This is a genomic window from Magnetococcus sp. PR-3, assembly GCF_036689865.1.
Taxonomy (GTDB): Bacteria; Pseudomonadota; Magnetococcia; order Magnetococcales; family Magnetococcaceae; genus Magnetococcus.
In genome coordinates, this window is the sequence record NZ_JBAHUQ010000040.1 from 27,890 (window position 1) to 53,271 (window position 25,382).

At 50.6% G+C, this 25,382-nt stretch carries 25 protein-coding genes; 15 read left to right on the forward strand and 10 right to left on the reverse strand.

What is annotated here, in order from left to right; all coding sequences use genetic code 11:
- Positions 1 to 112 precede the first annotated feature (112 nt).
- The 7 genes from dnaK to V5T57_RS18370 all read left to right on the forward strand — a co-directional run bounded on the left by dnaK (position 113) and on the right by V5T57_RS18370 (position 7,453).
- Positions 113 to 2,089, forward strand: coding sequence for a molecular chaperone DnaK (dnaK, locus tag V5T57_RS18340; protein ID WP_332892712.1), 1,977 nt, complete (start codon positions 113 to 115; stop codon positions 2,087 to 2,089).
- A 130-nt stretch (positions 2,090 to 2,219) separates the two neighbouring features.
- Positions 2,220 to 3,347: a molecular chaperone DnaJ gene (gene dnaJ, locus V5T57_RS18345; protein WP_332892713.1), complete on the forward strand. Its 1,128-nt coding sequence runs from the start codon at positions 2,220 to 2,222 to the stop codon at positions 3,345 to 3,347.
- Positions 3,348 to 3,459: 112 nt separating this feature from the next.
- Positions 3,460 to 4,266: a 4-hydroxy-tetrahydrodipicolinate reductase gene (dapB, locus tag V5T57_RS18350; protein ID WP_332892714.1), complete on the forward strand. Its 807-nt coding sequence runs from the start codon at positions 3,460 to 3,462 to the stop codon at positions 4,264 to 4,266.
- Between the two features lie 450 nt (positions 4,267 to 4,716).
- Entirely contained in the window at positions 4,717 to 5,061 is a 345-nt protein-coding gene (locus tag V5T57_RS18355; RefSeq protein ID WP_332892715.1) for a hypothetical protein, read from the forward strand.
- Positions 5,062 to 5,133: 72 nt separating this feature from the next.
- Entirely contained in the window at positions 5,134 to 5,862 is a 729-nt protein-coding gene (gene pyrF, locus V5T57_RS18360) for an orotidine-5'-phosphate decarboxylase (RefSeq protein WP_332892716.1), read from the forward strand.
- 364 nt (positions 5,863 to 6,226) lie between these two features.
- Entirely contained in the window at positions 6,227 to 6,877 is a 651-nt protein-coding gene (locus V5T57_RS18365) for a thiopurine S-methyltransferase (RefSeq protein ID WP_332892717.1), read from the forward strand.
- Between the two features lie 105 nt (positions 6,878 to 6,982).
- The gene (locus tag V5T57_RS18370) at positions 6,983 to 7,453 is read left to right on the forward strand and encodes a hypothetical protein (RefSeq protein ID WP_332892718.1); all 471 of its coding nucleotides are present in this window, start codon (positions 6,983 to 6,985) and stop codon (positions 7,451 to 7,453) included.
- Positions 7,454 to 7,501: 48 nt separating this feature from the next.
- On the opposite strand, the gene V5T57_RS18375 is transcribed toward V5T57_RS18370, so the two are convergent.
- The 4 genes from V5T57_RS18375 to V5T57_RS18390 all read right to left on the reverse strand — a co-directional run bounded on the left by V5T57_RS18375 (position 7,502) and on the right by V5T57_RS18390 (position 12,738).
- Positions 7,502 to 8,653: a C45 family peptidase gene (locus V5T57_RS18375; RefSeq protein WP_332892719.1), complete on the reverse strand. Its 1,152-nt coding sequence runs from the start codon at positions 8,651 to 8,653 to the stop codon at positions 7,502 to 7,504.
- A 130-nt stretch (positions 8,654 to 8,783) separates the two neighbouring features.
- Complete coding sequence (locus V5T57_RS18380) at positions 8,784 to 9,479, reverse strand: cytidylate kinase-like family protein (RefSeq protein ID WP_332892720.1); 696 nt, start codon at positions 9,477 to 9,479, stop codon at positions 8,784 to 8,786.
- Positions 9,480 to 9,877: 398 nt separating this feature from the next.
- Complete coding sequence (locus V5T57_RS18385) at positions 9,878 to 11,137, reverse strand: hemolysin family protein (protein ID WP_332892721.1); 1,260 nt, start codon at positions 11,135 to 11,137, stop codon at positions 9,878 to 9,880.
- Between the two features lie 2 nt (positions 11,138 to 11,139).
- Positions 11,140 to 12,738, reverse strand: a complete 1,599-nt coding sequence (locus tag V5T57_RS18390) for a hemolysin family protein (protein WP_332892722.1) — start codon at positions 12,736 to 12,738, stop codon at positions 11,140 to 11,142.
- A 354-nt stretch (positions 12,739 to 13,092) separates the two neighbouring features.
- Here V5T57_RS18390 and V5T57_RS18395 point away from each other — a divergent pair, with 354 nt between their 5' ends.
- The 3 genes from V5T57_RS18395 (at position 13,093) to V5T57_RS18405 (ending at position 16,232) form a co-directional block, all read left to right on the forward strand.
- A complete protein-coding gene (locus V5T57_RS18395) occupies positions 13,093 to 14,049 on the forward strand; it encodes a CHAD domain-containing protein (RefSeq protein ID WP_332892723.1) in 957 nt (318 codons plus the stop codon).
- A 166-nt stretch (positions 14,050 to 14,215) separates the two neighbouring features.
- The gene (locus tag V5T57_RS18400; protein WP_332892724.1) at positions 14,216 to 14,728 is read left to right on the forward strand and encodes a sulfotransferase family 2 domain-containing protein; all 513 of its coding nucleotides are present in this window, start codon (positions 14,216 to 14,218) and stop codon (positions 14,726 to 14,728) included.
- 298 nt (positions 14,729 to 15,026) lie between these two features.
- The gene (locus V5T57_RS18405; protein ID WP_332892725.1) at positions 15,027 to 16,232 is read left to right on the forward strand and encodes an HD-GYP domain-containing protein; all 1,206 of its coding nucleotides are present in this window, start codon (positions 15,027 to 15,029) and stop codon (positions 16,230 to 16,232) included.
- A 100-nt stretch (positions 16,233 to 16,332) separates the two neighbouring features.
- Here the strand turns inward: V5T57_RS18405 and V5T57_RS18410 are convergent, their stop codons facing one another.
- The 6 genes from V5T57_RS18410 to V5T57_RS18435 form a co-directional block, all read right to left on the reverse strand.
- Complete coding sequence (locus tag V5T57_RS18410; protein WP_332892726.1) at positions 16,333 to 17,334, reverse strand: 2,3,4,5-tetrahydropyridine-2,6-dicarboxylate N-succinyltransferase; 1,002 nt, start codon at positions 17,332 to 17,334, stop codon at positions 16,333 to 16,335.
- A 479-nt stretch (positions 17,335 to 17,813) separates the two neighbouring features.
- On the reverse strand, positions 17,814 to 18,758 hold the full coding sequence (locus V5T57_RS18415; protein ID WP_332892727.1) for an electron transfer flavoprotein subunit alpha/FixB family protein: 945 nt from the start codon (positions 18,756 to 18,758) through the stop codon (positions 17,814 to 17,816).
- Positions 18,748 to 19,503 (reverse strand): electron transfer flavoprotein subunit beta/FixA family protein, encoded by a 756-nt coding sequence (locus V5T57_RS18420; protein WP_332892728.1) that lies wholly within the window; start codon positions 19,501 to 19,503, stop codon positions 18,748 to 18,750. The genes V5T57_RS18415 and V5T57_RS18420 overlap by 11 nt, the downstream gene beginning before the upstream one ends.
- Positions 19,500 to 19,877, reverse strand: a complete 378-nt coding sequence (locus tag V5T57_RS18425) for a DsbA family protein (RefSeq protein ID WP_332892729.1) — start codon at positions 19,875 to 19,877, stop codon at positions 19,500 to 19,502. Before V5T57_RS18425 ends, V5T57_RS18420 begins: the two co-directional genes overlap by 4 nt.
- Positions 19,878 to 19,879: 2 nt before the next feature.
- Positions 19,880 to 20,116, reverse strand: a complete 237-nt coding sequence (locus V5T57_RS18430; RefSeq protein WP_332892730.1) for a hypothetical protein — start codon at positions 20,114 to 20,116, stop codon at positions 19,880 to 19,882.
- A 17-nt stretch (positions 20,117 to 20,133) separates the two neighbouring features.
- Entirely contained in the window at positions 20,134 to 20,562 is a 429-nt protein-coding gene (locus tag V5T57_RS18435; RefSeq protein ID WP_332892731.1) for an OsmC family protein, read from the reverse strand.
- Positions 20,563 to 20,819: 257 nt separating this feature from the next.
- Between V5T57_RS18435 and V5T57_RS18440 the strand changes: the two genes are divergently transcribed.
- The 5 genes from V5T57_RS18440 to V5T57_RS18460 are packed head-to-tail and all read left to right on the forward strand — an operon-like array spanning position 20,820 to position 25,255.
- Positions 20,820 to 21,905 carry a DHH family phosphoesterase gene (locus tag V5T57_RS18440; RefSeq protein ID WP_332892732.1) on the forward strand — a complete coding sequence of 362 codons (1,086 nt, stop codon included), beginning with the start codon at positions 20,820 to 20,822 and terminating at the stop codon, positions 21,903 to 21,905.
- A complete protein-coding gene (lipA, locus tag V5T57_RS18445; protein WP_332892733.1) occupies positions 21,859 to 22,785 on the forward strand; it encodes a lipoyl synthase in 927 nt (308 codons plus the stop codon). Before V5T57_RS18440 ends, lipA begins: the two co-directional genes overlap by 47 nt.
- Positions 22,782 to 23,417 (forward strand): lipoyl(octanoyl) transferase LipB, encoded by a 636-nt coding sequence (gene lipB, locus V5T57_RS18450; protein ID WP_332892734.1) that lies wholly within the window; start codon positions 22,782 to 22,784, stop codon positions 23,415 to 23,417. Before lipA ends, lipB begins: the two co-directional genes overlap by 4 nt.
- Before the next feature lie 6 nt (positions 23,418 to 23,423).
- Entirely contained in the window at positions 23,424 to 23,867 is a 444-nt protein-coding gene (locus tag V5T57_RS18455) for an NUDIX domain-containing protein (RefSeq protein ID WP_332892735.1), read from the forward strand.
- 23 nt (positions 23,868 to 23,890) lie between these two features.
- On the forward strand, positions 23,891 to 25,255 hold the full coding sequence (locus V5T57_RS18460; RefSeq protein WP_332892736.1) for a DegQ family serine endoprotease: 1,365 nt from the start codon (positions 23,891 to 23,893) through the stop codon (positions 25,253 to 25,255).
- The last annotated feature ends 127 nt before the right edge of the window (positions 25,256 to 25,382 follow it).

Genomic DNA, 25,382 nt, shown 5'->3' on the forward strand with positions numbered 1-25,382 from the left:
CCAACCCCATATGTGGGGCAGCAGAACAAAAGCATAAGCCGCATAAGGCTTTTTATAGTTAATCTTACAGGCCCAAACTGGGCTGTGATCGTATAGTCAAGAGGACAAGAAAATGGGTAAAGTGGTTGGCATCGACTTGGGTACCACAAACTCCTGCGTCTCGGTCATGGAGGGTGGTGAGCCCCGTGTGATTGAAAACAGTGAAGGGGTGCGTACAACACCTTCCATGGTGGCTTTTACCAATCAGGGTGAGCGTCTGGTCGGTCAGGCTGCTAAGCGTCAGGCAGTCACCAACCCCACCAATACCCTTTATGCCATGAAGCGCTTGATCGGACGTCGCTTTGATGATCCTTTGACCGCTAAGGATCAGCAGCTGGTACCCTTTAAAATTGTTAAAGCTGACAATGGCGATGCTTGGGTTGAGGCTGAAGGTAAGAAAATGAGCCCCTCAGAGAGCTCAGCGATGATTCTGCAGAAGATGAAGCAGACCGCTGAAGACTACCTGGGTGAAGATGTGAGTGAAGCGGTGATCACCGTGCCTGCTTACTTCAACGATGCTCAGCGTCAGGCGACGAAAGATGCCGGTCGTATCGCTGGTCTAGAAGTGCTGCGTATCATCAACGAGCCAACTGCAGCAGCCCTGGCCTATGGCCTGGATAAAAAAGATGGTCAAACCATTGCGGTTTACGATCTTGGTGGTGGTACCTTTGATATCTCCATTCTAGAGATCGGTGATGGGGTGTTTGAAGTAAAGGCCACAAACGGGGATACCTTCCTGGGTGGTGAAGACTTCGATATGGCCATTATTGATTATCTGGCTGAGGAGTTCCTTAAAGAGAACACCATCGATCTGCGTAAAGATTCTATGGCCCTTCAGCGTCTGAAAGAGGCCGCTGAAAAGGCTAAGATTGAGCTTTCCAGCAGCACCCAGACCGATATCAACCTGCCCTTTATCACCGCCGATGCTTCAGGTCCTAAGCACTTGAACCTGGGCCTCTCCCGCGCCAAGCTGGAGTCTTTGGTTGATGATCTGGTTCAGCGCACCCTGACCCCTTGTGGTACAGCATTGAAAGATGCCGGGATGAGCGCTTCAGACATTGACGAAGTGATCCTGGTTGGTGGTATGACCCGTATGCCTCAGGTGCAGTCGGTTGTCGGTCAGTTCTTCGGTAAAGAGGCCCATAAGGGTGTGAACCCTGATGAGGTTGTTGCTGTGGGTGCCGCCATCCAAGGTGGTGTGCTCAAAGGTGACGTGCAAGACGTTCTGTTGCTGGATGTCACCCCTCTCTCCCTGGGTATTGAGACCCTCGGTGGTGTGTTCACCAAGCTGATTGAGAAAAACACCACGGTACCTACCAAGAAGTCTCAGGTGTTCTCAACCGCGGCAGATAACCAGTCTGCGGTGACCATTCGTGTGGCCCAGGGTGAGCGTGAGATGTTCCCCGATAACAAAAATCTGGGTCAGTTTGATCTGGTTGGTATCGCACCCGCCCCCCGTGGTATGCCCCAAATTGAAGTGACGTTTGATATCGATGCCAACGGCATGGTGCATGTGTCAGCTAAAGATAAAGGCACCGGTAAAGAGCAGTCTATCCACATTGAAGCTTCGGGTGGTCTGAGCTCCGATGAGATTGATCGCATGGTCAATGAGGCAGAATCTCACGCAGAAGAAGATGCTCAGAAGCGTGCTTTGATTGAAGCCCGTAACAATGCAGATTCTCTGGCCTACTCCAGTGAGAAGTCGCTCACCGAGCATGGTGATAAGCTTGATGATGCGTTGAAAGAGCAAATCTCTGCCGCCATTGCCGATCTTAAAGGTGTGAAGGATGGCGATGATCTGGAAGCCATCAATACCAAGACTCAAGCCCTGATGGATCTCTCCATGAAGATGGGTGAGCAGATCTATAAGGAAGATCCTGAGGCAGCTGCTGCGGCGGCTGCTGCGGCGGGTATGGATCCTGCGGCGGCGGCTCAAGCTGCGGGTATGGATCCTGGTGCGGCTGCAGGTGGTCCTGCGGATAGCGGTGCTAAGAGCGCAGAAGATGTGGTTGAGGCTGAGTTTGAAGAGGTCAATGACGAGAAGAAGTAAGTCATTGTGCAGTATGGATAAGCCCCTATTAAAATAGGGGTATGGAATAACGGCGGAGAGTGCATTTGTTGCTCTCCGCCGTTGCCCCATCGGGGTACTCTAGGTAATTAGACGGAAGTTAGGACCAGTTATGTCCAAGGATCTCTACGAAATTCTCGGTGTGGCCAAAGATGCCAGCGATGCTGAAATTAAGTCGGCCTATCGCAAGCTGGCGATGAAGCTGCATCCAGATCGCAACCCTGGTGATGATGCCGCGGAGGCGCAGTTCAAGGAGGTCAATGCTGCGTATGAAGTGTTGAAGGATTCGCAAAAGCGTACCATCTATGATCAATATGGTCATGCGGGCTTGGGTCAGGGTGGTCCTGGGGGCTTCAGCGGTCAGGGTGGGGCTGGTTTTGGCGATATTTTTGAAGAGTTTTTCGGAGATATTTTTGGGGGTGGTCGTCAAGGTCGTGGGGGTGGTCGGAGTGGTGCTCGCCAAGGTGAGGATTACCGCTATGATCTGCGTATAAGTCTCGAAGAGGTCGCCAGGGGTGTAGAGAAGCGGGTACGGATCCCCTCCATGTCAGCTTGTGAGACCTGTCGGGGTACTGGTGCCCGATCCGGGAGCAAGCCAACCACCTGTACCACCTGTGGTGGTGCCGGGCAAATTCGCACACAGCAAGGTTTTTTTGCGGTACAGCGTGCCTGTCACGTCTGCCATGGTAAAGGGCAGATCATCTCAGACCCATGCCCCGATTGTGGTGGTGCCGGGCGCCAGAAAAAAGAGAAAACCCTAACGGTTAAAATTCCCCCTGGGGTGGATACCGGTACCCGCATTCGTCTCTCTGGTGAGGGCGGCGCAGGTATGCATGGTGGCCCAGCAGGTGATCTTTACATCATCACAGATGTAGAAGAACACTCTATTTTTGAGCGCTATGGGGCTGACCTGTTGTGTGTGGTGCCCATTACCTTCCCTCAGGCGGCACTTGGGGCCAAGTTAGAGGTGCCTACGCTCAGTGGTAAAGCACGTATTACTTTACCAGCAGGTAGCCAAACCGGTAAGCGTTTGGTGCTTCGTAGTAAGGGTCTGCCGCATCTGAACCGTCCAGGTATGTTGGGTGATCTGGTTGTTGAGGTTCGGGTTGAGACACCGGTTAAGCTCTCTGGCAAGCAGAAAGAGTTGCTTGAAGAGTTTGAACGGTGTGGTGATCCGAATAGCCAGCCGGAGTCTGTGGGCTTTTTTGACAAGGTCAAAGAGTTTCTAGGCGGCAATTAAGCTGAAAATCAGATAGAATACTTCCGCTTTCCGTGTTAGGAGGGTGGAATGAAAATTTTCCACACCGCCCTTCTGGGGCGGTGTGTTTGTTTGCAAACTGAGGGTGGGTGTCATGACGATCAAAGTGGGTGTTACCGGAGCTTGCGGGCGCATGGGGCGTATGTTGGTTGAGGCGACGCATGGGGCTGCGGGTTGTGCGTTGGGTACGGCCAGTGATTATCCAGCCCATGCTTTGATTGGTTCTGATGCTGGTGAACTGGCCGGTATGGGGAAGCTGGGGGTTTTGGTTGGTGGCGATGGTGAGGTCACCTTTCGCGATGCGGATGTGGTGATTGATTTCTCTGTTGTGGATGCCACGTTAGCCCATTTAAAGCAGGCCTTGGCGTATCAAACCCCCATTGTGATTGGTACAACAGGTTTTTCAAACGCTGAGCGGGAGCAGATTGTTCAAGCCGCCAAAGAGATCCCTGTGGTGTTTGCACCGAACTATGCGGTTGGGGTGAATCTTCTGTTTAAAATTGCCGCTGAGGTCGCCTCTATTATTGGTGATGACTACGACATTGAGATTGTTGAAGCGCATCACCGTCATAAGGTCGATGCCCCTTCAGGTACTGCCTTGGGGCTTGGTGAGGCCATTGCAGCGGCTGTTGACCGTAATTTGGATGAGGTCGCGATTTATGGCCGTGAAGGTCAGACTGGCGCTCGTGATGATAAGACCATTGCGTTCTCCACCATTCGGGCGGGGGATATCGTTGGGGATCATACCGCCATGTTTGCCACGGATGGGGAACGTTTAGAGCTAACCCACCGTGCCAGTAGTCGTATGACCTTTGCCAAGGGGGCTGTGAGAGCGGCCAAATGGGTTGTGGATCAAAAGCCGGGCCTGTATGACATGCGCGATATTTTAGGCTTTAAATAAGCAACCAGTTAAGATTAACCAGCAGCCCTTTGTCTTCTGCGCGGTTTCGGGTTTTGTGCCTAGGCCCTGCACCCGTAAAGAGACCTTGGCTGTGCGCCCTTAGGCGACCATTGAACGGAGTTGGTAGAAATCTGCCCGATCTTTAAATTGATCAGGTATTGCCCTTGGACCTCTGGGTATGGTTTGTCTGATGTGGGTTTAAGCTTAAGATAAATAAGAGCCTGAAAAAGGCTGTGCGTATAGGGTGAAGCCGGTTATGGGCTGGCCCCGTGTGACACCAGCTGCTTTGACTTGACCGTTAAAGTGGGTGTGACAGAGCAGATAATATGTGTATATAAATCGAGCGATCCGACCGTAACCTGAAAACATATTCAGGACGTTGGTTCAGGCTCAAAGAGACCCCTGGGGTAGCGCCACTGGGGTAGATCCCCGCCAAACGAGGATGAAACAATGGATGAAGATATCATCGTAATCAACGATCTTAAGCCCGGCACCAAGGTTTCCATTGAATTTGGTAACATGGAGCCCGTTCTAACAAAAATGGACGAGCCAAAAAAATTCCTGATGGAAGATTGGTCCGAAGATGAGATGGAGATCTATATCCTCGAAGACCAAATTGAAGAAGATGAGCCCTTACACTACGCTCTAGAGCCCATGACCCTGGAAGAAGGTTTAAAGCGCAACGAAGGTAAGTTCGGCGTAAACCGTATTATGTGGAATTTTTTAGGTCGTGAAGTGGAAGGTTTTGAAGTCGAAGAGGCTGAAGAGGAAGAGGCCGAAGAGGCCGCCGAATAAGCCATTCGGTTTGATCAGGAAAAGGCGTCCCTAGTGACGCCTTTTTCGTCTCTATACCAGAAGGTACTATCTATGTCAGATCGCCCTATCTCCGCTGCTAAAAATATTGACCCCCGAGATCGCTTGATGTTTGCGATGGATGTGCCGGATGCCGATACCGCCAAAGCATTAGCTGATAAGCTGGGGGATTCGGTTACAGTCTATAAATTGGGGCTGGAGCTGTTTCTCTCCGGCAACTATTTTGAGCTGGTGGATTGGATGCTCAAGCGGGATAAAAAGGTCTTTGCTGATCTAAAGCTGTTTGATATTCCCAAGACGGTGGAGCGTGCGACGCGGCAGTTGGCTGGTCGGGGCATCCACTATCTGACGGTTCATGGAAATGATGGTATTCTCCAAGCTGCAGCATCGGCCAAAGGGGATATGAAAATTTTGGGGGTGACCTCCTTGACCAGTTTGGATCGGGGTGATCTGGATGATCTTGGTTTTCAGTGTGATGTTGAGGATCTGGTGGTCTCCCGTGCCAAACGGGCTTTGCAGCATGGCTGTGATGGGGTGATCTCATCCGGTCTGGAAGCCGCTAAAATGCGTGCCGAGTTAGCCCATAAACTGTTGGTGATCACCCCTGGTATTCGTCCGGTGGAAAACCGCCCCAGTGATGATCAAAAACGGGTTGTCACTGTGGAGCAGGCCTTTAATTTTGGTGCCGACCATATTGTGGTTGGTCGCCCCATCCGAGATGCGGAAGAACCCGCCAAAGCTGCTGAGGGTATTCAGCAGAGTATTGCAGCGCTCTTTACCTGAATTTAGGTGCTGGTTGAGGAGAATGAGCAGGATGTATGTGTCGATACATCCTGTTTTTTTGTGCGTTATTGGCATCATCATGGTTATCTTGATCTAAATCATGTTAGGCTTTGGGTGATCGTTTGAACGGTGTAGTGTCGCGCTGCATGTTCTTATGAGACGCTATGCGTTCCTCTCGTCGACCTGCATGTCGCTTCTGATGAAGTTTGTGCCCGTTGCCCTGTGCATACCCCATTGGCACATTTTAATCGGAAGTAGCTTATGCTCCCCCGCTTCGTTGGCAGACTTGTGTGCTGCTGTTATGACGCATTGTTTTTCTCCTATGAAGAGCTCGTATGCCTAGTGATCTCATGTGAGGTCAACCATGGGGTGTCCGGATAATGCACTGTGGCTACAAGCTTGGAAGGAGAATCATATTGATGATTTTCACCAATCTCGTATCAACCCTCTACTCATGCGTTTTTGGCCAGGTATAAAACTACTTAGGGGCAAGCGGCTTTTTGTACCGCTTTGTGGCAAAAGTTTGGATATGATCTGGTTAGCCCAACAGGGTTATGAGGTGTTGGGGGTTGAGTTAAGTCCCATCGCTGTGGCAGCCTTTTTTAAAGAGAATGGACTGCGGCCCACACGGCGAGCTTTTGGGGCTTTTACGCAGTGGCAAGTCGGGCGCATTACCGTGTTGTGTGGGGATTTCTTTAAATTAAGCTCCCGACGGTTAGGCAAGGTTGATTGGGTTTATGACCGGGCATCACTCACGGCGTTGCCGCCAGATTTACGTCTTCGCTATGCAAAGCATCTTCAACATGTGACCAAAGCACCCATCTGTTTAATGACGACAGAAGAGAGAGAGCAGGGGGTGTCTGAGCAGAACTTTATGGGGGTTGATCCTGAGATCTCTCTTCTTTATGGGGAGGCTTGTGGGGTTCATATAAGCTATGTGGAGCCGGTAAAAGCGCATGCTCTGGCAACGGATGCTGTGCATAAAGTTTATGAATTAATCCGTCACCCCCATTAAAGTTTTTTCCATCTCTTGATTTATGTGGGTTGGGTAACCATATCGGTAAAAGCGCCACAAAATGGCTAGAACGTATTGATGATCTCCCGCATTGAAGGAAGCGACATGCGCCGTATACAGATGTTGATGATGCTTTTGGCTCTTACGATAGCAGCCCCTGTTCTGGCAGAAGAACCTGTAGCTGGGCAGGAAATGGGATGGAAAGAGAAACTTAAACAAGGGTGGGACGCAACCAAAGAAGCCGGTAAGAAGGGTCTTGAGAAGTCCAAGGCGTATGGTGCCAAGGGTCTTGAAAAATCCAAGGCGTACGGCGCCAAGGGGTGGCAGAAATCTAAGGAATACGGTGCCAAGGGTCTTGAGAAATCTAAGGAATATGGTGCCAAGGGGTGGCAGAAATCTAAGGAATACGGTGCCAAGGGCCTTGAGAAATCCAAGGCGTACGGTGCCAAGGGGTGGCAGAAATCTAAAGAGTTGGGCGGAAAAGTAATGGGTAAGGAGAAACCGCCATCCACACCTGCTACGCCTGCACAGCCCAGCGCACCCCCAGCAGCCAGCCCTGTTTCACCTGCTTTCTAAAAGATGCATGAGATTATGCAATAAAAACCGGCTTAGGCCGGTTTTTTGTTAAAGGGTGGGGTTGGCCCGTCGTGCATGAACTTGCAGGGTACCATTTTCAGGAATCATTAGGGCGTGATAGGCGGTTTCGTAGTTCCATACAGGTGGGGTTGCATAGAGTGAGGCCAGCTTTTCCCGAAGTTGTTGAGCGTCCCCATTGAAAGGCCGCAAACCTTGCTCCAACAGTTGGCGTCGTTTGGCTGAACTGGGTAGCAGGTCGCTGGCATACCAATCCTCAATAGGCCGTTGGCGCATTTTTAAAAGATCTTTAAAGACAGGGTGCGGGGGCATATCTATATTTTTATCAACAAAAGGGCTGGTCTCCGGGTCAAAATGATTGGTCTGGACCAGTAGCCCCGCTTGGCTTTGCCGTACGTGCCTCATACCTTTTAGACCAAACTCCACCACGCAAGCCTGATCTTTTTCCACACCACACAAAGTGACATAAACGGGAGAACTAACCGGCCATGCCAGTAATGTGTCCAGGGCGGAATGATAATCCACCACGTTAGGATCTTCGAACAGTTGCCTAAGGAGCAGTAAGGGGTCTAGCCCTTGCTCAATGCCCCATACCGTCCAGGGCGCATAGTTAATGGCTGCGCACAGACCGGGTTTAATGGCCGTTAGCAGTCCGACCATGCCTATGTTACCCACCGCCTGAAACCGGTTTGTACCGTGCCGGTCAACAAATTGATAGAGGCGTGTGGCTTGGCCTAGCTGCCGCGCACCTGCCCAATCCAGAGAGCGCATGCAGATATTTTGTTGAGCGGTCTGGTCCCAAACAACGGATGTACTACAGGCGGCTCCGGGTGCATGGGCAACCACGTAGGCGCGCTGGGCAAGGGCCATTTGAGTTTTGGATAGTGCCCCACCGGAGTGATCGGCCATCCAGTCGGTTTCTTTAATGTAGGGTTGTTGTTGGTAACGGTGGTAATAATGTTTTGCCGCTACGCCGGTTAAAAGCCCTTGGGGTAGGGCGAATAACATCTGATGAAAGGTGTGGCAGAGCGCTTGAAGATCCTGGTGATCTTGTGGGTTTAAGGCTGCCCAAACTTCGTGAGGCTGCGTCGCCTCAAAAGGGATGGTGCGGTGATCCTCTGTACTTAATAGCACCATGGGATCGTGGCGAGATGCCCGACGTGTGGGTAGATCTTCAAACATAATAGACGCTCAATAAAATTGTGGTATAGGCTCGGGTGCACAGAGGAACAATCTGCTCAATTGGCAGAAGAAAAAAGGGCGCAATCTGTCCCAGATAGCGCCCTTTTATGGTTGTGGCTGTACGTCGCCTTTAGTTCGGCATCCGTGTGGAATATCCACCGGCATTCATCATGCCGATGATGGCATCCACCGTCGCATTATCCTGTTGAAAATGATCGGTGTGTAGGATCAGATCAAACTCGCTTTCCAAAGCTGGAAAACGGTTGGGCATTTTAGCGATAAACTTGGTGCGTTGCGCATTGGTGCTTTCAATACGTTTTTCGGCTTCTGCTTCCGAGATGCTCTCACGGCTGGCGATGCGCTGAATGGCTTTGCTGCGGCCACACTCAAAACGTAAACGGAAAGTCCGCTCTTCTGGTAGCAGCATATGAGAACCACGACCCACAACCACCCCACCATTACGGCTGATATTGATCAACACTTTGACCAAAGCCTGGAAGTAGGCATCCTTGGGGTTTTGTTTATCGCTGAAGATGGCGTAGATGAAGTCATCCATAAAATTGGTGGCACGTTCATCAATGCGCTGCATCAGTACCTTGTCTTGATCAGCCTCTTTCAAGACGCGATCGATAAGATCCTGATCATAGTAAGGCACACCCAGCTTTTCAGCCAACTTTTGGGCAATGACCGTGCCGTTGGCGCCCAAGGTGCGGGAAACCGCGACCAATGGGGGGCTAGCCCGTTCACTGCTGCTCTGTTCATGCTCTTCAGAAAAGAGACCAGCACCGACAATGGATTTAACCAGATCCAGGGAAGGTTTGCTCATAGTTACAACTCTCCGGATGCCAAAACCTGAAGGGTGGAAGCCTAAAGGCCGGCCATTTTTTTGAAATATGGTGGAAGGCTGAATACAGCCAGCAACCTATCAGCGGGTGGCGTATGTACCCTTAAAAGAACAGCGCGGGAAAGTATGCTTGGGCTACGAACCTAAAGGGAACCTGCATAACTTGCGATAAGTGATGCCGTGTTTCCATGAGGTATGCAAGAAATAATATCCCGCCACCGGTGAAATATGTTAGCGGGATTTAGGGTGAAACGCACCCTTTTGCGCGCAGGGTGGAAATTTTTTTTAGGCGTATAAAATGATCTCTTGGCCAAATAAAATATTGGACTCAATTATAATCAAAAGCCCGCCTTATATACGTTGTGTTCAATCTGTTTGGCTCAAGCACGAGCAATACGTACCTTGGTTACGGTGCGATCATTGGCCTCTAACACCGTAAAATGATAGTCCTGCTCAAACACTTCATCATCTGGTTTAGGAATGGCCTTTAACCGCTGCATCATTAAGCCAGCCAGGGTGTGGGCTTCACCAACTGGTAGGTGAATATGCAATTTATCATTGAGCTGGGAGAGTGGAATACGTCCATCCGCAACAAAATCATCTTCCCCCAATTCTTGAAACATGACCCGGCGTTTGGGGTGGTACTCATCAAAGTCATAGCCAACATCGATTTCACCCACAACCTCCTCAAAAATATCCTCCATGGTCAGGATGCCTGCTGCAGAGCCAAATTCATCCACAACAATACCCATATGGTCCGATGGACGAGCCTGGAGCAGGGGGAGCGCCTGATCAATGGTTTGATTGGGGGAGAGATAGAGTGGGGGGTCGGTGTAGTCACTCAGCTGTTTATTGTCCAGCTCAGGGTCCATTAAAGACCAGCTGTTGACGGTACACACACCAACAATGTTAATCAGATTACCCCGGTAGACCGGCAGTCGGTTAAAACCCTGACTCCAAATCCGCTCTACGGCCTCTTCCAAAGATGCTTTTTCCGAAACTCCTACCACATCAGCAAGGGGGATCATCGCCTCCCCAACCGTGGTATCGGCAAAACGGATAATGCGACGAACCCGGTCACGGTCAAACCGGCGACCTGTGGGGGTGGCATCACTCATCTCCAGCAGCATACGGATCTCATCGCGGGTAATAAATCCATTTTGCTGACTGCTACCCCCCACCAAACGGGTGGTTGTACGGGCGATACGGCTAAAGACAAAGATGACCGGATAGAACAGAACCGAGAAAAATTTCAGCCCATAGATAATATAGGGGGCGATGGAATCGGCTTTTTGCTGGTAGATACTTTTAGGGACAATTTCCCCCAAAATAAGCAGAAAAGGGGTGAAGACTAAAACAGAGATTAAGTCACCCTGACCACCGTATAGATCAATAAACATCAACGCCGCCATGGTGGAAATGCTCACGGTGGCAATGTTGGTACCCACCAGTGTCGTCCCCAGAATAATATCTGGGTTTTCGAACATTTGTACCACCATCTGAGCACCACGATCTCCCAGCTTGGCACGGTGACGCATTTTCAATTTATCGCAGTTGACCATGGCAATTTCACTGCCAGAGAAAAAACCCTTAAGTACCAGGAAAAAAGCGATAATAAGTAGTTGTCCGATGGTCTCCATGGTCAGCCCTCCGTGTCCGCATCAGGATGAATCTGCCGATCTTGTCGCTCCAGACGCTTCTCTTTGGCTAGGGCTGCCAGCTTACGTTTTTTGTTTTTATTTTTTTTCGCTTTTTTTCGGACTTCCTGGGGTTCTGGATCCTCTTTTTTTTCCAGCTCTTCATCATCAGGTGGTGGGGGAAGGTGCTCGGGGTCTGATCCTTCATGATCGGTGGGCGCATGGCCACTCTCCACCACTTCTGCGGTGCTGGGGGCCTCTAATGGATGCGGGGCTTCCTGTTCATCCGGCAAGCCACTGTCCACACTGCTTTTACCTACACGCAGGGTTTTAATACGTAACCCATCCATATCTATAATGGTAAAGCGAAGCCCTTCATTGATGAGGGAGTCCCCTGCTTTGGGCAGTCGGTCAAACAGGCGGAAGGCAACCCCACCAATGGTGGTCATCATAGAGTCATCAATACCAAAGGCGGTAAGATCTTCAAAATCTATAAGACGCATATCGCCAGGGATGGTATAGACATTATCATCCTGCTCTTTATAAAACGCCTTGCTTTGGCCGGCACCGGAGATCTCACCAAAAATAAAGGTAAGAACATCTTTCATGGTGACAATACCGGTCACACCACCATATTCCCCAAGAATAATGGCGGCACGGGTATTGTGTACCTGAAAATAGTCAAACATCTCATCCACGGTTTTGGTGGGGGGAACATAGTGGGCTGGGCGAAGTAGCTCCTCCACCTTAATCTCTTCAATATCCCGTTGGCTTTTGGTTAAGCGTAGGACATCCTCAGAGTGCAACATGCCAAGAATATTATCGGCATGACCCCGAATCACCGGAACACGAGGGTGGCGATATTTGCGAAACCGCTTGAGTACTTTGATCATGGGGTCATCGGCATTTAGAAAATGCAGACGGGTACGGGGGGTCATGATATGGATAATCTCGGTTTCTGAGGCTTCCAACATATTATCAATCAAGACCCGCTCAGAGGCATCCAACGCACCGTGATCGGCTCCCTCTTCTACCAGGGTGCGGAACTCATCCTTCTGTAGAATGTTCTCCTGCTCCATGGCTTCACCCACCACCAGCGTGGTAATGCGGTCTGCAACCAACCGGATACCTTCTCGTAGAGGGCTGATGAAGAGAATCCATTTTGGCAGGAGCTTCGCTGAGATACGTGAAGAAAACTTGATGGGAAAAGTCACTGCAAAGGTCTTAGGGGTGACCTCACCAATCAGCAGCAGCATCGGTACCATCACCAGTACGTTGAGCAGGCCGACATCTTCACCGCTGCCAAAAATGATTAACAGTATGGCGGCCATGTTTGCAGCTGAAGCAATGTTAACCAGTTCGTTGCCACACAAGATTGAGATGATCAATCGGCGAGGCTCATCAAGCATCTCATGAATACTGTCAGAGTGGGGGTCGCGCATATTGCGTAGTTTTTGCAGATCAAGCCGACTTAAAGAGAAGAGGGCTGTCTCAGAACCGGAAAAAAAGGCCGAAGAGATCAACAATCCAAACTGAAATAAAAATCGTAAGGTCAGTTCCAGCTCTTGAGGGGAAAAAAAGAAGAGCTCGGTAGTACTGTCCATGCGGACCTTCTTTCTACCTAAGACGACAGTTTCGCCGATAACCGAATACATGGGCCTATTGGGCACACCATGCACCATTGCTGTATGGGGAGAGTGAGTTCCAAAAGTCTGTATCGAAGAGGATTTTAAAACAGAGCTTTGGAAGTGACTCTCATAACCAGACCGACAGCCTGTAAACTCTATCATAAAGCCCTTTATGATTGCAGGGCAGAAGCGCAAAGAGAATGAAACATCCTGGTAAAATGAAAAGATCCCACATATGCGCCTTGGATGTGACCGAGTGCTTTGTGTAGGATAGGCCATTCCCGGTCCTGCATGGGGACCGCTCCTTGACGTTGATGAGGTTTGAACACAATGGAACGCCCCCAGATCACCAAACGTTCTCCTGTAGAAGCCACTCATACGGTTGAACAGGCCTTTGGCACCATTATCCGGCACAATTTTGATTATATTCTGGCCTGGGAGCCTTTGGCTCACGATGGTCATGATATTGAAGGTGTGCACCAGGTGCGGGTTGGGTTTCGTCGTATGCGAAGTGCTTTGACAGTATTCAGGCGGGCGATACCCCGTGAAGTAACCCGTGAGTTGGGGAACGAAATGCGTTGGGTCGCAGGCTCCATGGGACCCGCTCGGGATGTGGATGTGTTTTTGGATGAAGGTTTGCAGCAGATGCATGGTTTGATCCCCATGCCCCAGGGTGAAGAGCGGTTGACCCTTCATGCCAAGGCCTATCAAGAGCAGGCTTATGATCAGGTTCGTGAAACCCTGGATAGCGAGCGTTATCGTCGTTTTAAAAGCCAACTGGATGCCTGGCTTAAAGAGAAAACCTGGCGCAAGATGATGAAAGAGCCCGCTAAGTTGGAGCGTCTGGATAAGCCAATTTTAAAGTTCGCAGGTAAAGTTCTAGAAAAACATATGGCCCGGGTAATGGGAGATGGGGAAGAGATTGACCGCCTGCCTTCTGAAGAGCTGCATCAACTGCGTATTGATGGTAAGAAATTGCGTTATGCGACTGAGTTTTTTCGACCACTTTTCCCTGAAAAACGCTGTGAAGCTTTTATTGGAGAGCTCAAAAAGGTTCAAGATCTCTTGGGCATTATGAATGATGTCGCGGTACTGCCGGGGTTGCTGGAGGATGTGCTTAAGGATATTGAGGATCCAGAAGCCCATGGTTATGCCGGTGCCGCTTTGGGGTGGCGTGCGCATGAGTTTGAAACCTTAAGGGGGCAGCTGCCTGAGCGTTGGGGTCATTTTCTTGCAGCACCCTTACCCTGGGCGGAATCACGCAAGCGTACAGGACGTCAAGACTAACCATTAGATCCCGCTGCTCCGTTGTTTGATATCACAGCCTTTACAGGCTCATGGCTTTGGGAACGTAAATATTGGGGTGAGACGTAGAGGTCACCTGATCCTCAACCGTGCTGTCATCAGAGTTTAAAAAAGTCCACCGGAAATTAAGCCGTGAAAGAGTGGTAGAGTGATCCTTTCCACCCAAAAGAAGTTTATTTTCATACATAATTATAAAACAGCAGGCACATCCATGGAGCGGGTGTTAGCCCCCTATGGGCATCTGCAGAGTACAAGTTTTTATCGTCGGTTGCGGACGGGCCTGGATAACCGCAAAATTCTACCTAGTTGGCGACATCGTTTTTATACACGAATGATCAAGGCTCCAGATTTACAGTGTCATATTCCGCCCTCTGTCTGGCATGATTATTTTTCATTCGGTTTTGTACGTAACCCCTTTGATCGTCATGTCTCCTTGTACCACTTTTCGCAAGCGTGTGCGGATATGCGTTCCCATGAAGTGGTGAAGGCTATTCCTACCTTCAAAGCGTATATCCAACAGCTGCTGGAGCACCCGGACTTCCAAAGCAGCCGGTATGTGTACCAGAAAGATTCTTTTTTTGATAATGAAGATAAGCAACAGGTCAATTTTGTAGGTTATTTTGAAAATCTTGTGGAAGACTTCAGCTATGTTCAAAATTAAATAGGTATCTCTGCATCCCTGCCCAAGCTCAACACATCCAAGCATGACGCTTACCAACAGTATTATGATGACGAAACTCGAGAAATGGTTGAAGCATACTCCAAGCCTGATCTCGATTTTTTTGGCTATACCTTTGATGGTGTAACGCCAAAAAAGTGGATCCGCTGATCTTACAAAAAAAGAGGGTCTGTGTGCAGAGCACCCATCGTTGTCGACCCATTCTCACAAGACGAAACTTTCTTTTGCAGGATGCCACCCATAAGGTTTAAGTACTAAAATAACCTTATGGAGATTTCGCATGTCCTTTCATATCCCCATACCTACATCCGAACTGCCTTTAGAGAAGATCTATGATTTCGATCTCATGGTTCTTCGCCAAAAACAATATGTTCTTTTTCGAGAACAGAACCTGGCGATGACCCAAGAGGTGGCTGATCGGTTGCGGGAGAGTGGGGTTGAACATCTCTATATCCATGAGCAGGACTATGCCAATTTTGTGCACCTGTCCCAAGCTGGGCAGTCACAAAAAGCTGGACTCAACAAATTCTCACAATATCTGTTTGATCACTTTATCCCTATTAATAAAGGCCCTTTGGTGGCCGGTAGTTGCCCAGAGTTTATAATTTTTCAATTGCAAGGTGTTCGGCCAATTCCTGTGGTTGGTCCAAACCAACCAGAACTCAGTGCTGCTATTGAACCTAAGCATTGCGATAAAAAAAGCCGTCTGTATATCCGCCGGGAAGATATGCCCGCTTTTCAGCAATACTTGAAAGAACAGTTGGGTCAAAAGGCAAGCTATACCCCGCTAAATGAAGCTGGTGGGACACTTATTCGGGAAAATCTAAAACTGGCCATGCATGGTATTTATCAACAGCAAACTGCAGAGCAGGCCCGTACGATGGCCAAGCAGGCTGTTGATGAGTTAATGCCTGTATTGGTGGATAATCCAGATCGCTACTACAGTATGTTAATGAGTGGTGAGACAGAAGATTTCCATATGCTCAGTCACTCGGTCAATGTCAGTATCCTGGCCATGGGGTTGGGGATGATGCGTAAGCTATCCCCTCAAGAGGTACAGCAGCTTGGGGTCGCCGGGCTGCTGCATGACATCGGTAAACGCTTCATCTCTATGGACCAGAGCACCACACAGGTGAGCAGTGATCCTGCTTGGTATGAATCCTCCCCAAGTCATGTGAAAGAGGGTATTCAGTTCTGTGCGTTAAGTACTGAGCTGGAAGATCAGGTGATCCGTATTATCCATGAACACCACGAGTTGTTGGATGGTACCGGTTTTCCCAATCAACTCCAGGGGGATGATATCCACCCACTTTCCCAAATTTTGGGATTGATAGAGCACTTTGATCAATTTACAACCGGGGGGCCAGAACGGGATGCCATGACCCCCTATCGTGCCTTGGCAAAACTGCGCAAGATGGGTAAAGCCATGAATCAGGATCTGGTCACAGATTTTGTGCGGAGTTTAGGGGAGCAGCAGGCTGGATGAGCGCGATCTCATTGGGCAGGCTGGGCTCGCTGCTTAGAGCGGTTCGAACGGCTCATGCTTGGGTCTGCAGGGGGGCGCCATGTTTTGTACGGGTGACGTGCTAAAAAACCTGAACATTACGGTAGAAGTTGTTCAGGATATCCCGCGCTGCGTAGCGTGATTCATCCGGGCCGCGATAGTAGACAATGTGGGGCAGGTTAAGTCCGGTCTGTTCATGACGCTTGGTCACGACCAGTGCGCCAGGGGGGACATACCCGCGGTAGACCTCCCCTTTGACCTCATCAATAATGGGGATTTCTCGTTCCAGGTCCACGCTTCCAGCCAAAATAGCCTGACTGCCAATAATCATGCCTGCTGAAACCTTGGAAAAAGAGCCAATGTAGGCACGGTCTTCAATCACCGCTGGCATCAGTTCCACAGGGCGCATAGCCCCACCAACGGTAGCGTTCTTAGAGATCTGTACACCCATACCAATATGGGCGCAGGAACCAACCATGGCACCATCGTCAATGAGAACATCCGAGCTGATGTAAGCACCCATCTCTACCCGGATCCCTTTATGCATGGTCTTTGGCCCTAAAAAGCAGCCTCTTTGGGCAATGGCTGGGGGAGCCACAATGATCTTAGCGGCTTGAAACTGCTCATCGGTCCAGTTGCTGAACTTAAGGTGACGGTTGTCCCAGTAGTAGGTACGGCCAGGATCCATGATACTTTTTGATTCCAGACTATCCCCCAGCATACGGTTGGGGATAAGCCGGTCATAGATAACCAGAGCCCGTTTGATCCACCAATTGACGGCCCAATGATAGCGGGCATCTTCCCGCAATGGGTTGATGGCAACGACACTGATAATACCATCGTCAAGCATCTGTATGGTTTCATGGATGGTATCCCGCAACATGTCGTCCATGTCGCTGGGTGTGTGCTGCATACCCTCTTCCCAGGCAAGATCGATCAATGCTTCAAAGCGTAGCATCCGAGCATAAAGGGTCTCTTCATACTCATCGCAGGCACTGGACCCAGGACAGGAAATTTGGCAAACCGCATCCTTGGCGCAGCTCCAACGATCACTCTCTTCTGGTTGTATATCGATGATGCTCATGAAACTGTCATCTCTACCGGTTAAATGCCGTACAAAACAGCGGGATCAAAGCAAATACCACCATAGCATGCTTTGCTCTCCTATCATGAGGTGTTATGCCCTGCTGTGGTAAGATTTGTTTAGATTAAGAGATTGGATATAAACGACCAGGAAAGGTTGCTTCGTCTTGCAAAAAAGGTGGCGTGGGTTGAAAAGGGCGCAGAGGAGGCCATGGCAGGGATCAAAGATCTTTAGCATTCATGAAAAAATAATGGCTTGCAGAGGTCTTGTAAGGGATGGGTCTACGGGGGCCTGTGTCTAAGAGTCTGCCCGTGTACCCAATGACCATCAGCCTTGATCGGTGTATGGAGGGAGCTGAGATTGGTGTTTGTTGAAGAGAACTTAAGCCAGTTAAGAAGGGGCATTTTACTCAGGCACTGATCAGGCTACGTCAATCAGCGGAATAAAAGCCCCTTCTTAATGTGTCGCGTCGGGTGTGGTTAGCCCAGGTGGCGTTGCCACTGGGGGAGTGCCTCATAGAGATCGGCAACCAGTCGATAATCGGCAACCGCATGGATGGGGGCACCAGGATCTGAGTTAATGGCGACAATACAGCCAGAATCCTTCATACCCGCGAGATGTTGAATGGCACCTGAAAGCCCCACGGCAACATAGAGCTTAGGGGCGACCACTTTTCCCGTTTGTCCCACCTGTAAATCATTAGAAGCCAAGCCTGCATCCACCGCAGAACGGGTTGCTGCGACGGCACCACCTAGGGCATCCGCCAGTTGTTCAATGGGGGTGAAGTCTCCACCCTTTTCGAGCGCTTGTCCGCCACAGACAACAATAGCCGAACTTCGTAGATCTGGCCGTTCATTGGTCGATTGGGAGATTTCAACCAACCGTGTGGCGTGGGTGGCCTCTATGGCTGGACCGTTGATGACGGGAGATGGCTTGTCTGTATGATCGACGGCGGCAAAGGCTGTGATGCGAACCGTGGCCAAGACGGGGCCTTCCTGGCAGCGTAGTGTCACCAGGGCATTGCCGGCATAGGTTGGGCGGATAAAGGTTTGTGCATCCAAAATCGAGACAACGCCCGTTAGTGGTTGCACCCCCAAAAGCGCCCCGATGCGCGGGAGTAAATCCTTACTCCAGGTGGATTCAGCCATAAACAGGTGGCTGGCTTGTAGTGCCTTAAACCGCTCTAGAATGACCAGTGCTAGGTTTTCTGCGGTACAGATCTCCAGCGCGGCGGGTTGATGATGAACGTGAGAGACCCCATCAAGGCTGGCTGCTGTCTGTAAAACCTCATCCGTTACAGGGCCAACAACCAGCAGTGTGCAACTGGGGGCAATCTGTTGAGCGGCTGCAACGGCATGTGCGGTGGCTGGGTTTAACTGGTTCCCTTGTAGCTCTGCTACCACCAGAATGGTCTCATCCGCCATGAATTAATCCCTCTTTGAGCAGTATCTGGTGTAGCTCATCAACAGAAGCCACGGCCCGGCCCATGGGGCGCATGGTAGGTGGCTGGGTTTCAACAACGTGCCACTGGGGTGTGCATGGGCTTTCTAGATCCGTCGCTTCCATCTGATCCAAAGGTTTGCGTTTGGCCTTTACAATATTAGGTAAGCTGGCATAACGAGGGGTGTTTAGACGCAGGTCTGTGGTTATGACCGCGGGTAGAGGTAGGGTTAGGGTCTCTCTACCACTATCCGTTTCTCGTTCCACCCGCAGGATGTCTTCTTGTAGGGTGATTTGGGATGCAAAGGTTGCCTGGGACCACCCCAGCAACCCAGCCACCATTTGGCCGACCTGATTATCGTCACTATCAACCGCCTGTTTGCCCGCCAGTACCAGGGAGCAATCCTGCTCAGGTGCAAGTTTGGCCAGTAGGCGGGCAATGGCCAGGGGTTCAAGATGGAGCGGCCCATTCACGCGGATAGCCCGATCGGCCCCCATCGCCAGGGCTGTGCGTAAAGAGTCATTCCATGACTCTGGGCCAATGGTGCAGACGATCACCTCACTGGCATGGCCTGACTCTTTAAGCTGCATCGCCGCTTCGAGGGCAATTTCATCGAAGGGGTTGATCACCATTTTGCTGTCGGTGTTATCCACACCGCTGCCATCCCGGTTCAGGCGAACCGGAGAGGCAGGGTCGGTGACCTGTTTAATGGGAACCAGGATCTTCATTTTGACAGCAACATCTCAATAGACTTAAGTGCTTTGTCATAGTTGCCATGGGCCACCACACGATATTTACCGTTGATCACGACAGAAGGTGTCCCTGTCACGCCATACTGGCGGGCTAAGCCATTAACCTGGGCCACTTTGCCAAACACAGCAAAGCTATCCATGGCATCTTCCAGTTTTTTGGCATCAATCCCTGCTTCTGCGGCAATTTTCAGGATGTCATCTTCATCATCAATCTTGTAGCGGTTGTCATCAAAATTGGCTTTAAAGATGGCACGCTTCATTTGTTCACCCACACCCATAAACTCTGCCGCAAAGTAAGCACGTACGGGGGTGTCGGGTTGGGTGCCCCAGAACACAGGCATGCTACGCATGGTCACTTTGCCTTTGCCGGCGCTCTTATAGTGGTGTGCCCACTTCTCCAGTACCGGGTAAAATCATTACAATGGGGGCAATGGAAGTTGAATACCTCGACAATTTCAGGCCCTTCACCCTGTAGGGGTACAATGGGGCGAATGTTGTAATAATCGTCATGGTCATCAGCTGCTTGGGCGGTGGTGATCAACCCCAGCATTAAGGTCAGGGACAACAGTAAACGGGAAACAACCTGCATCTTGATTCTCCAATTTCTTATGATTCGGCTTCGACGATCTCGAAGGAAGTTTTGATCTGTGCGGTTTTACCCAGCATGATGGAAGCTGAGCAGTAGGTCTCCATGGAGAGGTCAATGGCCCTTTGGACCGCCTTTTCAGGAACACCTTGACCGGTAATGGTAAAGTGCAATTGGATCTGGGTAAATACGGAAGGTTGGGTTTCTGCACGCTCGGCTTGCAGCTCGGCCACACAATCACTGATCTTGTGGCGGCCTTTTTTCAAGATGTTAAGTACATCAATAGAGCTGCACCCGCCCATGCCCATGAGCAGCAGTTCCATGGGGCGTACCCCCATATCCCGGCCACCAACCGCCTCGCTGGCATCCATCACTACAGGATGACCGGAGCCGGACTCTCCCAACATTTGCATGCCTTCAACCCATTTGACCCGTGCAGTGGTGGCCATATTACCTCTCCCTCGTAGCTATAAACGGCTTAGACGCGAAAAACCTTCGCGTACTTATCAGATTTTCAGTTCAAACCGATGGGATACTGTATGACGTTGCGTTGCCTCTTGGCAACCAATCGGTCAAAAAGGGCTTTTTCATACCCTCTCGTCTTGAAAAGGGGGTAAACTGTACCCAATTAAAATATAAGGTTCGGGTATGGGAGTACTGTCTGTTCCAAATGAACATCTTTCTGGCCAGTAGGGGGCTGTAAAAGATGAATGAAGAGACCATTACCAAAACCGAAGCACTTCGCGAGCTTCTCTTAAGCTGTGAAGGGGATCGTCATGCTGTTGTCTTGCAGGATTTCCCCGATCCAGATGCCATCTCCTGTGGCTTTGCTTACTCCATTATTGCTGAGGCTTTTGGGATAGAGACTGAGCTCATTTATGGGGGGCGTATTAGTCACCAAGAGAACATCGCCTTGATTAATCTGCTGGATCTGGAGCTGATTCAGATTATCGATTATAACGTGCTCAACCATAATCGTTATCAGGGTGCTGTTTTTGTGGATAATCAGGGCACAACCTCCAACCTGACACTCCCTTTAAAAGAGGCCGGTGTGCCGACAGTGGCGGTGATGGATCATCACGCCAACCAAAATTTTCTCACCCCTCTTTTTTCAGACTTACGAAAAATAGGGGCCTGTGCATCAATCCTGACCAGCTATTTTATGGATGATCTGGTGGGGTTGAAGACCAGTAAACCTGAACATCGCCGTTTAGCAACCGCTTTGATGCACGGTATTATTTCCGACACGGGAGCGATGATTGAGGCGAACCAGCAGGATTTTGAGGCTGCCAGCTATCTACAGCCTCTGTGTGACAGTGATATGCTCACCGAGATTATGCACCAACAGCGTAGCCACCGGGTTATGGAGGTGATTCGTCAATCACTGGCCAACCGGACCACGCGGGAAGGGATCTGTTTATCAGGGGTTGGGGCGATCCGTGCAGAAGATCGGGATGCGATTCCCCAAGCTGCTGAGTTTTTATTAACAGAAGAGACCGTGCATACCGCCATTGTCTTTGGTTTGGTTGCCCATGCCGATAATCATGAATCGGTGCAAGGCAGTTTGCGGACGACCAAACACTCCTTAAGCCCTGACAGTTTTCTAAAAGAGGCCTTGGGTCAATCCCACACAGGTGCGTATTATGGGGGCGGTAAAGCGATGGCTGGAGGGTTCGAGATCCCACTGGGTTTCCTCTCCGGTACCGATGACCCTGATCTATCGGCCATGAAATGGGAGGCCTATAATGCCAAGATCCGCAAAAAATTCTTCTCCAAAATCGGAGTCGAGTAGCGGAGTTGATCCAAAGACCCACCTGCCATCCGGGAAACCTCGGTGGCTCAAAGTCAAAGCCCCTACCTCGCCAGGATATCTCAAGCTTAAAGGGATGATGCGTGAGGGGGGGTTACACACCGTGTGTGAAGAGGCCACATGCCCCAATATTGGGCAGTGCTGGCATGAAGGCAGTGCAGCTTTTATGATTTTGGGGGATACCTGCACCCGCCGTTGTCGTTTCTGTAATGTCAAAACAGGCAAACCTTTGCCGCCCAACCCAGAAGAACCCCACCAGTTGGCACTGACCGCCCAAAGTATGTCACTTAGACATGTGGTGATTACCTCTGTGGATAGAGATGATCTGGACGATGGCGGTGCCGAACAGTTTATCGCCTGTATCCAAGCGTTGCGTCGCTTGCTGCCAGAGGCTTCTGTTGAAGTGTTGACCCCTGATTTTAGACATAAAGAGGGGGCGTTAGAGCGGCTCGTTGCAGCTCGACCGGATGTGTTTAACCACAATGTAGAGACAGTGCCACGCCTTTACGCCAATGTTCGACCTGTCTCTAGCTATGAATACTCTCTGAACGTGTTAGCACGTGCCAAGCAGCTCAACCCAAAAGGGGTGACCAAATCCGGTATTATGTTGGGGTTGGGTGAAGATGAAGCAGAGGTTCTGGCGGTGTTTGAAGATCTGCGCCGTGCGGATGTTGACTATTTAACCGTGGGTCAATATCTACGTCCAAGTCCTGAACATCATGAGGTGGTTCGATATTGGGAGCCTGAGCGGTTTGAATATCTGGGGGCGCAAGCGACTCAAATGGGTTTTAAGCGGGTTTCCAGTTCGCCATTGGCGCGTTCATCCTTTCATGCCAGTGCGTTGCATGGTGTGACCGAATGAGCCAACCACGTCCTGTTGTTCTGGTTAAGCGGGATGGGTGGGATTATCAGCAAGCTTGGGATCAACAGTTAGCCTGGGTTAAAGCGATTCATGAAGGGCACCGCTTAGATACGTTGATCTTAGTGGAGCATCCGCCTATTTATACGTTGGGTAAGCGGGCTGAACCAGACGATGTGTTACGGCCTGATATTCCTGCCATCCGTACCGATCGGGGTGGTCAGGTTACCTATCATGGGCCCGGACAGTTGGTGGCTTATGTGCTCTGGAATTTAAGGCCCAATCAGCATGCGGTGCGTACCCATGTTGACCGCCTGGAACGTATGGTTTTCACCGTGTTAGAATCCTATGGGCTGGTCGGGCGTAATGATGATGCCGGTCCAGGTATCTGGGTGGGTGATGCCAAAATTGCTTCCATCGGTGTCCGGGTAACACGGGGTATCTCTATGCATGGGTTAAGCCTGAACCGGGAACCCGATCTTAGCCATTTTGGTGGTATTGTCCCCTGCGGTCAGCCTGGCAGGCCGGTGACTTCATTGGTTGCAGAGGGGGTTGAGGTCACCCGTGACGCTTTGGAAAAACGCATGGTGGCTGCGTTTGAAACAATCTTTAATGCACGCTGTGTAGCGGAGTAGCGCGTTATGACTTGGTCCCCTGAGACCCCATATGTGACGGTGGATATTCTGATCCAAATGGTGGACCAACCGGGGAGCCCTGTGGTGTTGATTGAACGGGTTAACCCCCCACATGGTTGGGCCTTGCCTGGTGGGTTTGTGGATCGTGGTGAGCGGGCCGAGGTTGCGGCCATACGCGAAGCCAAAGAGGAAACCTGTTTGGATGTCACGCTAACCGGACTGTTGGGGGTTTATTCAGATCCCAAGCGGGACCCCCGTTTACACACCTGTAGTATGGTCTACGTGGCTGAAGCCACAGGTCAACCCAAGGCTGCGGATGATGCCAAAAATATCCGTGTGGTTGATCCGACAGCGCCTGGTGTGGCCTTGGCTTTTGATCATGATTTAATTTTGGCTGATTTGGTTGCGTATCGTGCCCATGGGGCTGTGGCACCACTACGCATGGTCTGAACAGATAAAGGGAGCGGTTTCCCATGAGGGGAAAAGTAGAGATACGGTTGGGCGTATGGGCCTTTTTGTTATGGGGGTTGGTTGCCAGTGGTACGGTACAGGCCGGTGCTTGGCCGGTTTCGGTGGATGGTAATAAGCTGCCTACCTTGGCAGATATGCTGGAAAAAACAACGCCAGGGGTGGTCAATATCGCAACCTCGGGCCGGGTTGTTGAACAGACTCCTTTGTTAAGTGACCCTTTTTTCCGGCACTTTTTTGATCTGCCTAGTACGCGCCGTGCTAAGAAGACCCGCTCTTTGGGCTCTGGTGTCGTTGTTGATGCCAAACGCGGCTATATTTTAACCAACCATCATGTCATTGATAAAGCGCAGGTGATCACCGTTACGCTGCGGGATGGGCGGGTGCTTAATGCCAAAAAGGTAGGGGCCGACCCAGCCACTGATGTGGCGGTGATTAAGGTGAAAGCCGATAAACTACATGCCTTGCCTTTAGGCAACTCAGACAAGTTGCGGGTTGGGGATTTTGTGGTGGCCATTGGTAATCCCTTTGGTTTGGGGCAGACGGTTACCTCAGGCATTGTGAGTGCGCTGGGCCGTTCAGGGTTGGGGATTAAAGGGTATGAGGACTTTATTCAGACTGATGCCTCCATTAACCCCGGCAACTCTGGTGGGGCACTGGTCAATTTACGTGGCGAGCTGGTTGGCATTAATACCGCTATTTTAGCCAAAGGTGGCGGTAATGTAGGCATTGGCTTTGCCATCCCTGTCAATATGGCCCAGCAGTTAATGGCTCAACTTATTGAGTATGGTGAGGTTAGGCGGGGGCTATTAGGTATCTCTAGCCAGGATCTAACGCCAGAGCTGGCCCAAGCTTTTGGTCTGGACCATCAAAAGGGCAGTGTCATTACCCGTGTGACCCGTGGTTCAGCCGCACAAAAAGCAGGCTTGAAGGTCGGGGATATCATCTCCAAGGTGAATGGGCACTCGGTACGCAATGCGGCGCATCTACGTAACTTGGTTGGCCTGCTACGGGTGGGGGAAGAGGTTGAACTGACCCGTATTCGCAATGGCCGTAGTCGTACGGTCCGAGCTGTGGTGGCGGAGTCCAAACGTAAACGGGTGCAAGGCAAGGGTTTGTCATCCCGATTGGACGGGGCGGTTCTGGAGCGTCAAGAGGGGGATGAAAAGCCAGGTATTGTTGTGGTCAAAGTACGTCGCGGCAGTATGGCTTCCCGTATTGGTTTGCGTTCAGGGGATCGTATTGTAGAAATTAATCAACGCCCGGTAAAAAAGATGACAGATGTCGCCAGCCATTTAGAGGCAGACACCCGTAAGATGCTGCTGACCATACGCCGCGGTAAACGTAATATCCGCGTCATGGTGCGATGATCCATACCATCTTAAGCCTACAGCGCTATGGGTAAGGCTGTTAAATGGTTCTCTGCCCGTTGGGGATGGTGGTTTGGTGAAGGAAATTAAAGGGAGGCCAGTTGGCCTCCCTTTTTTGATTGTGTGC